Genomic DNA, 12,828 nt, shown 5'->3' with positions numbered 1-12,828 from the left:
ATGCGTAGCTGCGCTGAGAGGCGGAACAGCCACACTGGGACTGAGACACGGCCCAGACTCCTACGGGAGGCAGCAGTAGGGAATTTTCGGCAATGGGGGGAACCCTGACCGAGCAATGCCGCGTGAATGAAGAAGGTCTTCGGATTGTAAAATTCTGTTATCGGGAAAGAACACCACGATCAGGAAATGGGTTGTGGCTGACGGTACCCGATGAGAAAGCCCCGGCCAACTACGTGCCAGCAGCCGCGGTAATACGTAGGGGGCGAGCGTTATCCGGATTTATTGGGCGTAAAGCGTGTGTAGGCGGTTCGAGAGGTCAGGCGTAAAATATCACAGCTCAACTGTGTAGGGCGTTTGAAACCGACGGACTTGAATACGGTAGAGGCAGGTGGAATTCCATGTGTAGCGGTGGAATGCGTAGATATATGGAGGAACACCAATGGCGAAGGCAACCTGCTGGGCCGGAATTGACGCTGAGACACGAAAGCGTGGGGAGCAAACAGGATTAGATACCCTGGTAGTCCACGCCGTAAACGATGAGAACTAAGTGTTGGCGCAAGTCAGTGCTGAAGTTAACGCATTAAGTTCTCCGCCTGGGTAGTACGGTCGCAAGACTGAAACTCAAAGGAATTGACGGGAACCCGCACAAGCGGTGGAGTATGTTGTTTAATTCGAAGGTACACGAAGAACCTTACCAAGTCTTGACATACCGTTGACAGGTGCAGAGATGTGCCCTCCTTCGGGCAACGGATACAGGTGGTGCATGGTTGTCGTCAGCTCGTGCCGTGAGGTGTTGGGTTAAGTCCCGCAACGAGCGCAACCCTCATTGTTAGTTACTACCATTCAGTTGAGGACTCTAATGAGACTGCCAGCGACAAGCTGGAGGAAGGTGGGGATGACGTCAAATCATCATGCCCTTTATGACTTGGGCTACAAACGTACTACAATGGCCGGTACAAAGAGAAGCGAAGTGGCGACATGGAGCAAACCTCAAAAAGCCGGTCTCAGTTCAGATTGAAGGCTGCAACCCGCCTTCATGAAGGCGGAATCGCTAGTAATCGCGAGTCAGCAGATCGCGGTGAATACGTTCCCGGGTTTTGTACACACCGCCCGTCAAACCATGAGAGATTGTAACACCCGAAGCCGGTGGCCGAACCCGAAAGGGAGGGAGCCGTCTAAGGTGGGACCATTGATTGGGGTTAAGTCGTAACAAGGTATCCCTACGGGAACGTGGGGATGGATCACCTCCTTTCTAGGGAGTAAAATTCCAAGGAAGACAGACGCGAGAAGAGACGACTCGCGGTTCGCTGGAAGATTTGCTTATATTCGGTTTTGAGGGACCGATCATGGTTTACTCAAAAAGAAGGTCTTTGAAAAGTGGATAATACTGTAGCAAAGTTAAGGAAACAAGAGCATGAGGTGAATGCCTAGGCACTAGGAGCCGATGAAGGACGTGACGAACTACGATAAGCTTCGGGGAGCTGTAAGTAAGCAGAGATCCGGAGATTTCCGAATGGGGCAACCCGGCAGTAGAAGACTGCCACGAATAGAGGGAACGCGGAGAATTGAAACATCTTAGTACCCGCAGGAAAAGAAAGCAAGAGCGATTCCCCGAGTAGCGGCGAGCGAAAGGGGACCAGCCCAGTCGCCATCAGGAGTTACAAAACCGGTTGATAGCAGAACCGCATTGGAAGAGCGGACCGAAGAGGGTGAAAGTCCCGTAAGCGAAATCGAACGGACTCCGGCGACGAAGAGTACGGCGAGGCAAGTGGAACCTTGTCGGAAAATGGGAGGACCATCTCCCAAGGCTAAATACTACCTAGTGACCGATAGTGAACCAGTACCGTGAGGGAAAGGTGAAAAGAACCCCGGGAGGGGAGTGAAAGAGAACCTGAAACCTCATGCTTACAACAAGTCAAAGCCCGTTAATGGGTGATGGCGTGCCTTTTGTAGAATGAACCGGCGAGTTATGGTGTTGTGCGAGGTTAAGGCTGAAGGGCCGGAGCCGGAGCGAAAGCGAGTCTGAATAGGGCGGGAAGTACAACGCTATAGACCCGAAACCTGACGAGCTAGACATGAGCAGGTTGAAGTCAGGGTAAAACCTGATGGAGGACCGAACCGATGTTCGTTGAAAAGGGCTCGGATGATTTGTGTCTAGGGGAGAAATTCCAATCGAGTTAGGAGATAGCTGGTTCTCACCGAAATAGCTTTAGGGCTAGCGTCGGGCAAGAAGTTTGTCGGGGGTAAAGCACTGAATGTCTGATGGCTCCATCAAGGGGTACTGAATACAATCAAACTCTGAATACCGATGAACGCGCCCGGCAGTCAGACTACGGGAGATAAGTTTCGTGGTCAAAAGGGAAACAGCCCAGATCGCCAGTTAAGGTCCCGAAATTCATACTAAGTGGGAAAGGATGTAGGTCCGCCCAAACAGCTAGGAGGTTGGCTTAGAAGCAGCCACCCTTTAAAGAGTGCGTAACAGCTCACTAGTCGAGTAGGCCCGCGCCGAAAATGTACCGGGGCTAAGTATGATACCGAAACTGCGGAATCAGCGCAAGCTGATTGGTAGGTGAGCGTTCCAAGGGCATCGAAGCCGGACCGAGAGGACCGGTGGAGCGCTTGGAAGTGAGTATGCCGGTATAAGTAACGATAAGACGGGTGAGAATCCCGTCCGTCAAAAGCCCGAGGTTTCCAGGGGAAGGTTCGTCCGCCCTGGGTTAGTCAGGACCTAAGGTGAGGCTGAAAAGCGTAGCTGATGGAGAACAGGTTGATATTCCTGTACCTCTCGGATGACTGATGGAGTGACGGAGAAAGATAGTCGGGGCCGACGAATGGATGTCGGTTGAAGGTGGCAAGGGTGTGGATCAGGCAAATCCGGTCCGCGCGAGCCCGAGCGCTGACAACGCAAGCTCGACGAATCTACGCTTCCAAGAAAAGCTTCTAAGGTTAATCATGCGAGAGCCTGTACCGCAAACCGACACAGGTGGGCGAGGAGAGAATCTAAAGACGCGCGAGATAACCATTGTTAAGGAACTCGGCAAATTGACCCCGTAAGTTCGCGACAAGGGGAGCTTCAAGAGATTGAAGCCGCAGAGAAGCGGCCCAAGCAACTGTTTACCAAAAACACAGCTCTATGCTAAACCGCAAGGTGACGTATATGGGGTGACACCTGCCCAGTGCTGGAAGGTTAAGAGGAGACGTCAGCGCAAGCGAAGCGTTGAGTCGAAGCCCCAGTGAACGGCGGCCGTAACTATAACGGTCCTAAGGTAGCGAAATTCCTTGACAGGTAAGTTCTGTCCCGCACGAATGGTGTAATGACTTGGGCACTGTCTCAACAATGGACTCGGTGAAATTTTACTACCTGTGAAGATGCAGGTTACCCGCGATTAGACGAAAAGACCCCATGGAGCTTTACTGTAGCTTGATATTGATATTCGGCAACCAATGTACAGGATAGGTGGGAGGCAGAGAAGCCGGGATGTAAGTCTCGGTGGAGCCGACGTTGGGATACCACCCTTTGGTTTCTGAGTATCTAACCTGCGGATGTGCAATCCGGGGGACAGTGTCTGGTGGGCAGTTTGACTGGGGCGGTCGCCTCCCAAAGAGTAACGGAGGCGCACAAAGGTTGGCTCAGAATGGTTGGAAATCATTCGCAGAGTGTAATGGCAGAAGCCAGCTTGACTGCGAGACGGACATGTCGAGCAGAGACGAAAGTCGGTCATAGTGAACTGGTGGTTCCGAATGGAAGGGCCATCAATCAACGGATAAAAGTTACCCTGGGGATAACAGGCTGATGACTTCCAAGAGTACACATCGACGAAGTCGTTTGGCACCTCGATGTCGGCTCATCGCATCCTGGAGCTGGAGTCGGTTCCAAGGGTTGGGCTGTTCGCCCATTAAAGCGGTACGTGAGCTGGGTTCAGAACGTCGTGAGACAGTTCGGTCTCTATCTGTCGTGGGCGTTGGAAATTTGAAGGGAGCTGTCCTTAGTACGAGAGGACCGGGATGGACGTACCACTGGTGCACCAGTTGGCCTGCCAAGGCCATAGCTGGGTAGCTACGTGCGGAAGGGATAAACGCTGAAAGCATCTAAGCGTGAAGCCCCCCTTAAGATGAGATTTCCCATCGCAAGAGTAAGACCCCTTAGAGATGATGAGGTTGATAGGCCGGGAGTGTAAGCACGGTGACGTGTTCAGCGGACCGGTACTAATCGGTCGAGGACTTAACTTTGCAGGTTGAAAAAACCAATACAGTATATCCAGTTTTGAAAGATCGTCTGGTGACGATGGCGAAGTGGACACACCCGTTCCCATACCGAACACGGAAGTTAAGCACTTCAGCGCCGATTGTAGTACGTTGTGCGAGAGTAGGACGTTGCCAGGCTTCTTTCTTTTTTTCAGCCTCAGTAGCTCAGTTGGTTAGAGCACATGACTGTTAATCATGGGGTCCTAGGTTCGAGTCCTAGTTGGGGCGCCAAACGGCTCGTTGGAGAAACGGTTAACTCACATGCCTTTCACGCATGCATTCGCGGGTTCGAATCCCGCACGAGTCACCAGCGCACATGAACACGTCGGCTTCCGGCGTGTTTTTTCTTTCGTTCGAACATAAAAGCATCCCCCCTCCTTGACGACGCGGCGATCGCGCGCCATAATGGAACTGGAATCAAGAAGGGGGAATGAAGCCATGCCGAATTCGTTCACGATGGAATACGACCTCGCGGGCCGGACCGCGAAGGAGATCTATGCGAAAGTGTCCCAGGTCAAGACGATCGGGAAGATGACGCTCGACTTCGAGCAGCCCGAGGAGACCCGGATGATCTACGTCCAGCCGACCACCGTCTGGAAGGACGGCTTCAAGGCCCTGGTGGTCTTCCACGACCACGAGGGCGGGTCCGTCCACGTGGCGATCCGCTCGCAGTGCAACCGCTCGATGGTCATCTTCGACGGCGGTCAGAACGAGAAGAACTGCGTCGCGATCCGGAACGCGATCGCGGCCGCACTGAAGTAGCGCATCACGAGGGGGAGCACCGCTCCCTCTTTTTTCATGTCCGGAAATCGTACGGATGGGGTATAATGACGGTGTACGCTCCATCTTCGCGAGGTGCCCCGATGAACAAGCGCTCCAAGGCCTTCCTGATCCTATCCGTCCTCGACTTCGCCGTCTATCTCTCCATGAAGAGCATCTGGTCCGGCATCCGCGGGATGACCGGCGTTCCCTGGCTCGCGGTCTTCCTGTTCTTCCTTCTGCTTTTGATCGCCGTCGCCCGGGCGGTGCTCGTCATCCTGAAGAAGAAGACGGTCGCCGCCGACGTCCTCGGCGGGCTCTCCGTCGTCCTTACGATCGTCCTCGGATACATGTTCTACCTCGGGATCGGGTCCTTCAAGTATTTCGCCCGCGCCTTCGGCGACATCCTGACGACGGCCGTCTTCCTGATCGCCGGCTGGCTCTTCGTCGAACGGTACCCGAAGTCCTCGTGCGCTCGGAAACGCTGGTACCGCCGCGCGCTCTACGGCTTCTTCGCGACCATCGTCGTCCTGATCTCGTTCAATCTGTCCTATCCGTTCCTGAAGGTGCAGCCGACGGTCTACGCCGTCGATCGCGAGTACCAGATCGTCTGGTCGACCTCGTCGTCCGCGACCGGCACGGTCACGGTCGGGGGCGTCGTCTACGGCGACGAATACGCCGGGTCGCTCCGCTCCGAGGAGACGGTCCACAAGGTCTCGGTGCCGATGGCCGTCCTTGATTCCGCCGGATCCTACGAGATCTCCTCGACGCACTACCTCTACCGCGGTCCCTACTCCGGCGTCGCCGGCGCGACCGTGTCGAAAACGTATGCCTTCGATCCCGTCGACTCCTCCGACGGCGAGATCGCGCAGTTCACCCTCTCCGACGTCCACGAGTGGCGAAGCGCCGCCGTGAAGGCCGCCAGGAGCGCCGAGGACCTCGAGCTCCTCGTCCTCGCCGGCGACATCTCCTCGACCTACGAGTCGGTCGAAGACCTCGAATTCATCGGGAAGCTCGCCTGGGACGTCGCCGCAGGGCGGATCCCGGTCGTCTTCGCACGGGGGAACCACGACGTCAAGGGCGTCGTCGCCGATCGCCTCCATCGCTACGTCGGCGCCTCCGCGACGGGCGATTTCTACTACACGTTCTTCCTCTCCGGCATCGCCGGCGTCGTCCTCGACCTCGGCGAGGACCATGCGGACGACTGGTGGGAGTTCTACGGCACCGCCGACTACGGGACGTATCGCGCGGAACAGACCGCATACCTCGAGGACCTGGTGGCCGAAGACGCGTTCTCCGATCCGGCCATTGATTTCCGCGTCGCGGTGTGCCACATGCCGATCGCGCTCGTCGAAGCGAACGGATTCCTAGCGGACGTCAAGACGGAATGGACCGGTCTCTTGAACGACCTCGGGGTCGACATGGTCTTCTCGGGACACCTCCACGAACTCTACGCGCTGACGCCGGACACGGCGTCGGGAGCGGACCATCCGCTCTCCTTCGTCCCCGCCTACGGCACGACCCGCATCGCCGCCGGATACCGCACCGACGCGGACTTCACGAACTTCGTCGCGGCGCGGCGAAGCGACGTCCAGGACTACGCAAAAAAGGAACGCCTCTTCGGCGGCGCCTATACCGGACTCCATACCGTCTACCGTCCGGGACCCGGGACGGCGATCTCGAGCTACTTGAATTCGCAGGGGACCGAGGTCGTCCTGACCGACCCGTTCACCGGTGCTCAGGTGACCTCCTACCTCGTCGAAACCGATTGAAAATGCGCGTTTCCGACATCATTTTCTTGTGCATTGTGGATGTCGTTATGATATAATATAACAAGACGAAAAAAGCGAGGTGACCGCGATGGACGCCAACAAAGCTCTGGCCAGCATCATCTTCCCGAGCGTCCGCGACACGGTCGCCGACCTCGAGAAACGCTATCCGCCCCGGAACCTTCCGGACGGCGCGATGGTGACGCGCTTCGCGCCGTCGCCGACGGGGTTCCTCCATACCGGCTCGCTCTTCGCCTCCCTCATCTCGAAACGGCTCGCGGCCCAGTCGAACGGCATCTTCTTCGTGAGACTCGAGGATACCGACACCAAGCGCGAGATCCAGGGGACCGGCGACCAAGTGCTCAGGGAACTCTCCACGTTCGGCGTCGAACCGGACGAGGACTTCGTCAAGGGCGGTCCCTACGCCCCCTACGTCCAGAGCGAACGCAAGCCGCTCTACGACGCCGTCATCAAGGATCTCGTGGAACGGGGGAAAGCCTATCCGTGCTTCTGCACGCACGAGGACCTCGACGCGATGCGGAAGAAGCAGGAAGAGCTGAAGGTCAACCCGGGCTACTGGGGGGAATACGCCACCTGCCGGAACATCGCTCCCGAAGCCGCGATCGAACGGATCAAGGCCGGGGAACCCTACGTGATGCGCTTCAGGTCGCCGGGATCCCACGACGGGAAGGTCGTCGTCGCCGACCTCATCCGCGGCACCCTCGAACTCACCGAAAACGACCAGGACCTCGTGATCATGAAATCCGACGGTCTTCCGACCTATCACTTCGCCCATCTCGTCGACGACCACTTCATGCGCACCACGCACGTGACGCGCGGCGAGGAATGGCTGCCTTCGCTGCCGATCCACGTCCAGCTCTTCGAGGCGATGGGATGGCCCCGTCTCCGGTACGCACACCTGCCCGTGATCATGAAGCTCGAGGACGGGAAGCGGCGGAAACTGAGTAAGCGCAAGGACCCCGAGGCCGCGGTCTCCTACTTCCTCGAGGCGGGATACCCGATCGACGGATTCCTCGAATACCTGATGACGATCGCGAACACCAACTTCGAGGAGTGGCGGATCAAGAACCCGACCGCCGACAAGTTCGAGTTCAAGCTCAGTTACGAGAAGATGACCCTCGACGGCGCCCTCTTCGACCTCGAGAAGGTGAACTCGATCTCGAAGGAGATCCTCGGCTCGATGACCGCCGCGGAAATCACCGAAGAAGCCCTGAAGTGGGCGACGAAGTACCGTCCCGAGATCGCCTCGGCGATCTCCTCGGACGAGGATTACTTCAAGGCGATCATGGCGATCGAGCGCGGCGGCGAGAAGCCCCGCAAGGACTACGTCCGCTACTCGGACATCTGGCCGATCGTCGACTTCATGTACGAACCCGCCTTCAACCGATCGCTCTCGGCGCCGCTCCCGTGGAACGAGACGATCGCGAAGGAAACGATCCGGAAAGTCCTCGCCACCTATCGGAACGATCCCTTCCTCTCCCTTCCGGAAGAAGAATGGTTCGCCCGGCTGAAGAGTGTCGCGGCCGGCTGCGGCTTCGCCCCCTCGGCCAAGGAATACAAGAAGGACAGGGAAGCGTACCTCGGCCACATCGGCGACTTCGCGGAGATCATCCGCATCGCCGTCTCCGGCCGCAAGAACACCCCGAACTTCTACCGGATCCTCACGATCCTGGGAGAAGCGAAGGTCAGAGAAAGAATCGCCAGAACGATCGCCCTCCTGTAGGGCGGTCGCAAGTGGCCCGTTGGAGAAATGGTTAACTCATCGCCCTCTCAAGGCGACACTCACGGGTTCGAACCCCGTACGGGCTACCAGATGAAACCTAGACATATTGATTGGGAAACCAAGCAAATATGTCTTTTTTATAGTTCGTTCAAAGATAACGGTGTATTCATATCATCATTTATTTGAGAGTGATATGGATTGTATAGGACCGATAGATTTCCTCTGGGTACTGTCAAGAATCTTGGATAAATGGATTGACATCAAGAATTCGAATCACTGTGTACTTTGATCCTTTGCCATTCAGTTGCTTTGTATTGTTTCGGCTTTGTACTTTCGTTCCATGATTTGGTTCAGTTCTCCCCGAACTGAATCAAATCCGCGGTGGGCTTTCTTCCCCATGCGGAAGTTGTAGGACTCGATGCGAGAGACGAGGAACCTGTCCATCGACTCTTCGGAGGGAAACCGGATCTTCGCCTTGAGATCCCGTTTGAGATGCTTATTGGAATTCTCGATCAGATTCGTCGAATAGACGAGGAACGGATGTCAGCAGGACAGTCGTAGAACATCAGAAGAGAACGATTCTCGAGAATCGACTCGATGATCTTGGGATAGACTTTCATCCACTTGGACACGAACGCATCCAGGACGGATGCGGCCGCAAGGGCCGAATCCTGCTTGTGGATCCGTTTGAAATCACCGAGGATTTCCGCCCGGTCTCTCACGCGAACGTGGCAGGCGATATTCCGCATGACGTGGACATGGCAGCGTTGGACACCGGCTTGGGGATAGAAGCGCAGGATCGTCTCCTCGATGCCCTTGAGGCCGTCCGTTACGAAGAGCAACGGTCGCTTCACGCCTCTTGACTGGATATCCGCCAGCAAGCCTTCACACACGCTGGCGGACTCGCACGGAGCGACGGCGTAGCCGAGCATCTCCTTCGTACCGTCCATCGTGATTCCGAGCACGATGTGGATCGCTTCTTTCAGAACCGTGTCCCGCCGCAGCGGGACATAGGTCGCATCCAAGTAGATGACCGCATATTCTTCGGAAAGCGGACGTTTCCGGAATGCCTCGACGTTCACGGAGACGAGGTCCGTGATGTTTGAGATGGTTCCGCGACTGTATTTCTTCGCATAGAGCAGTTCGACGATCTCGGAAATCTCCGTATTCGTCAAGCCGCTCTGAAACAACTTCGGAATGAGATCTTCGGTACCGGTATCGCGTCGTCCATACTTGGGGACGACCGGGGATTCGAATTCGCCGTTCCGATCTCTCGGGATGACCAGGTTCAGTTCGCCATGGACGGTATTCATCTTGCGTTCGTAATAGCCGTTCCGGCTGTTTCCGGAGTTGAACCCGCTCCGATCATGCTTTTCGCAATTCAGAAATCCGGGCCATTCGAGCTTGAGAAGTTCATTCACGGCAGTTTCAAGCTCGAAACGAAACAATTCTTGGATGGATTCTTCCATTTTCTCGCCATTTGCGAGACAACGGATCAATTTCGTGGTAAAAATCATGCATGGGAAATCCTCCTTGTGTATGGTGAATCGGCAAACCCATGATACACAAAGGATTTCTCTTTTCGTATACTAAAGTCAGAAGTGATTGACAAAAACTTCTGGCTTTTATTGTTTTTTTTATGCCAAGACGGCGACGCCGATCAAAAACACATTTACACAAGATATTGTACAGTCTCCAAAGATCACCAAATCAATGCTCGTGATTACCTCGAATTAAGTAAATCTATGCTAATGATTGACAAAAGCATAGAAATACATTAATATAAGAGTGGAGGTGGAGATGATGTTGCTCTCATATCCCGAAGCTGTCGCCAAATACGGCAGTGATTATCAACTGAAAAAAGCGATCATTACAGGAAGCATATTCAAGATCAGGCCGGGAGTGTACGCGTTTGACGCCAACGCCGATGAAACGGCAGAGTTGTTCGTCAAGTACGATCACATCGTTCTGACGTTGGCGTCGGCATTCTATTATCATCACGTATCCGACTACGTTCCTGATCGCATTCACGTCGCCACCCCCAAAAACGCATATCCGATCGAAAGGCCGAACGTCAAACAATACTTTCTGACCAAAGACTACTATGATGTCGGAATCATGGAGGTCAAACAAGACGATCATACGATCAAGGTTTATGATCTGGAGCGGTCCCTGATCGAATTGATCCGTTATCAAACCAAGATGCCATTTGAAGAGTATTTCCATGTCCTCAAGAATTTTCGGGAAATCGCGGACAAAATGGATTTTTCAAAGTTAACCAAATATGCCAGGAAATTCAAATCATATGGGAAGATTATAAATACAGTACGAAATTCGATCATGTAGGAGGATATCAATGCTGCTGAAATCTGGTCTAGGCTTATCAGGAACATCGCCGCATGAGTGTGGAAGAAGCAAGAATCCGCGTCTGCCAGGACCAACTTCGGCTGTTTCCATTTCTTCCTGAAGGTCACGGAGACTGTCGCGGCGACACCGATGATGACCCGCCAGGAGCCGAGGCGGGTCCGGTGACTTTGATGGCTGATCGGACGCAAGACAACGATCCCGTCCCTTCCATCTTGCAGGACGGGACCTCGTCGCCCGGGCGATCCTCGATTTCCTCGGTTGACGCGTCGGGGGTTCCGGATCCATCGGAAGGATGACAGCGGCCATGATGAACAAGGAGAATCCTCCGTCGGGATTCTCCTTGTTTTCATGATGGGCGATGAGGTGGATGCATCGATTCGATCAGTGCGACTCGAAGTGGGTCTTCCCGCAGTGGGGGCAGAGGATGTCGGACTTGTGGTCGATCTTCGTGATGTTCCTAAAGAACATCGACGACTCGACCTGCTTCTTGTAGTACCAGTATTCGTCCTGCTTGTAGTCGGAGATGTTGAGGGCGTATTTCTTGAGATGGGCGTTGTCGGTATAGAAGAACGGCTTGCCCGTATCGGGACAGACGGCCGAAACGATCTGCGTCATGCAGTCGTTGCACTGATGGACCTCGCGATAGGGATCCTTGTGGAGCTTGCCGCCGCAGAACGGACAGACGTCCCGCTTCCGGTCGGAATACACCATCCCCCGGAGGAGGATCTGCTGGATCCGGCGGAACGAGTCGACGTCCTCCATCGAGACGAAGACGTCGTCGCGCGCCGGATAGTCCTCGTCGAAGGGGTTGGCGACGACGATCTCGTCGACGCCGTAATCGGTCCGGAACCGGTCGAAGTCGGCCTCGTCGGTCGTGCTGGCGACGATCATGATCCGGTACGTGACGTCCTTCGCGAACTGGAGGATGAGCTCGTTCTCGTGGGTGTTGAAGACGACCAGCTTCCAGCCCTTGAAGGAGAAGGTCGAGTTCATGTACTGCAGGTTCATCTTCGCGTCCTTGTCGATCGCGAAGTTGAAGTGGCCGACGGCGAAGACGGTGAGGATCCGGACATAGGTGAGGTAGTCCTGGATCAGCTGCGCGAAGTCGACGGACTCGCCTTCTTCCCTCTGGACGAGGTCGTGCTGCTGCAGGTACTTGTAGGTCCTGTAGACCAGATGGTAATCCTTCTGCATCAGAAAGATGTTGGTCTTCTTGAGGTGGAGCTTCGGGTTCCGGACGGGGTTCTTCCTGTAGACCGGTCTCGCCAGCCGCGGCTGGATCACGTTTCTGATCGAGGACAGCTCGACGAGCAGTTCCTTGGAGAGGCTGAAGTACTGGAAGAAGTCGCGGATGTAGCCGGTATGGAGCTTCCCGAGCGCGAGGAAGTAGTCGAGGTGGTTCACCTTCTCGAGGAGGTTGAACTTCATCACGTTACTGGCGTAAAGGAGGCTGTTCAGGGTCCGCGCGTTCTTCTTGACGAGCGACAGGACCTCGTCGACGAAGTTGCAGAAGACGACGTTCTCGTAGATGCCGTAGTCGTCCTCGTAGATGCGCGTGAGGAGTTTCCGGGGCTTGACGCCCCGGGAGGTCAGGTTCGCGACGTTGTGGCTGTGGTTGGCGAGGTGGAGGAGGGTGGCCTGGTTGATGATGCGGGTGTTCTCGACCGGCAGGACGTCGTCCGAATCCTTGAGGACGATGATCGGCTTACTGAAGATCCGCTTCATCGCCGGCGCGGCCTTCCTGATCTGGGCGATGGTCTTCCTGAGCTTTGCGAAATCGAAGTCCGGGTCGACCGAAAAGAGCGTCATGTCATGCACGACGAAGTAGTCGAACTCGATGTAGGTGACCGTCCCGTGCTTTCCGACGAACGCCTGGATGCCCTTCAGGAGGGAGGAGAACCGGAAGTAGTCGTCGAGGCTGATGCCGCCGTACAGGTTGCCCAT

At 55.4% G+C, this 12,828-nt stretch carries 5 protein-coding genes, 3 tRNA genes, 3 rRNA genes and 1 pseudogene; 10 read left to right on the top strand and 2 right to left on the bottom strand.

The annotated features are described in order from the left end of the window. The 9 genes from WC509_04605 to WC509_04565 all read left to right on the top strand — a co-directional run. Window positions 1-1,252, top strand: a 16S ribosomal RNA gene (locus tag WC509_04605); the annotation flags it as partial. 144 nt (window positions 1,253-1,396) lie between these two features. Continuing rightward, a 23S ribosomal RNA gene (locus WC509_04600) occupies window positions 1,397-4,230 on the top strand. 45 nt (window positions 4,231-4,275) lie between these two features. Continuing rightward, window positions 4,276-4,383: ribosomal RNA gene (gene rrf / locus WC509_04595) — 5S ribosomal RNA — on the top strand. A 16-nt stretch (window positions 4,384-4,399) separates the two neighbouring features. Next, window positions 4,400-4,476: transfer RNA gene (locus WC509_04590), tRNA-Asn, on the top strand. 3 nt (window positions 4,477-4,479) lie between these two features. Further along, window positions 4,480-4,555, top strand: a tRNA-Glu gene (locus WC509_04585). 128 nt (window positions 4,556-4,683) lie between these two features. Next, entirely contained in the window at window positions 4,684-5,007 is a 324-nt protein-coding gene (locus WC509_04580) for a hypothetical protein (GenBank protein ID MFA5006722.1), read from the top strand. 101 nt (window positions 5,008-5,108) lie between these two features. Beyond that, window positions 5,109-6,776 (top strand): metallophosphoesterase, encoded by a 1,668-nt coding sequence (locus WC509_04575; GenBank protein ID MFA5006721.1) that lies wholly within the window; start codon window positions 5,109-5,111, stop codon window positions 6,774-6,776. An 88-nt stretch (window positions 6,777-6,864) separates the two neighbouring features. Then, on the top strand, window positions 6,865-8,517 hold the full coding sequence (locus WC509_04570) for a glutamate--tRNA ligase family protein (protein ID MFA5006720.1): 1,653 nt from the start codon (window positions 6,865-6,867) through the stop codon (window positions 8,515-8,517). A 13-nt stretch (window positions 8,518-8,530) separates the two neighbouring features. Beyond that, a tRNA-Glu gene (locus WC509_04565) sits at window positions 8,531-8,606 on the top strand. Window positions 8,607-8,817: 211 nt separating this feature from the next. Here WC509_04565 and WC509_04560 read toward each other — a convergent pair. Next, window positions 8,818-10,034 (bottom strand): annotated as a pseudogene (locus WC509_04560) (IS256 family transposase). Window positions 10,035-10,320: 286 nt separating this feature from the next. Between WC509_04560 and WC509_04555 the strand changes: the two are divergent. After that, window positions 10,321-10,863: a type IV toxin-antitoxin system AbiEi family antitoxin gene (locus WC509_04555; GenBank protein MFA5006719.1), complete on the top strand. Its 543-nt coding sequence runs from the start codon at window positions 10,321-10,323 to the stop codon at window positions 10,861-10,863. A 402-nt stretch (window positions 10,864-11,265) separates the two neighbouring features. Here the strand turns inward: WC509_04555 and WC509_04550 are convergent, their stop codons facing one another. Next, complete coding sequence (locus WC509_04550) at window positions 11,266-12,828, bottom strand: hypothetical protein (protein MFA5006718.1); 1,563 nt, start codon at window positions 12,826-12,828, stop codon at window positions 11,266-11,268.

This window comes from Candidatus Izemoplasmatales bacterium (assembly GCA_041649275.1).
Classification (GTDB): Bacteria; Bacillota_I; Bacilli_A; order Izemoplasmatales; family Hujiaoplasmataceae; genus UBA12489.
This window is presented reverse-complemented; position numbering and strand designations above follow the sequence as displayed.

Excerpts from the sequence above, each read along its gene's own strand:
- WC509_04580 (MFA5006722.1), top strand. The coding sequence starts at position 4,684 with ATGCCGAATTCGTTCACGATGGAATACGACCTCGCGGGCCGGACCGCG.
- WC509_04575 (MFA5006721.1), top strand. The coding sequence starts at position 5,109 with ATGAACAAGCGCTCCAAGGCCTTCCTGATCCTATCCGTCCTCGACTTC.
- WC509_04570 (MFA5006720.1), top strand. The coding sequence starts at position 6,865 with ATGGACGCCAACAAAGCTCTGGCCAGCATCATCTTCCCGAGCGTCCGC.
- WC509_04555 (MFA5006719.1), top strand. The coding sequence starts at position 10,321 with ATGTTGCTCTCATATCCCGAAGCTGTCGCCAAATACGGCAGTGATTAT.
- WC509_04550 (MFA5006718.1), bottom strand. The coding sequence starts at position 12,828 with ATGGGCAACCTGTACGGCGGCATCAGCCTCGACGACTACTTCCGGTTC.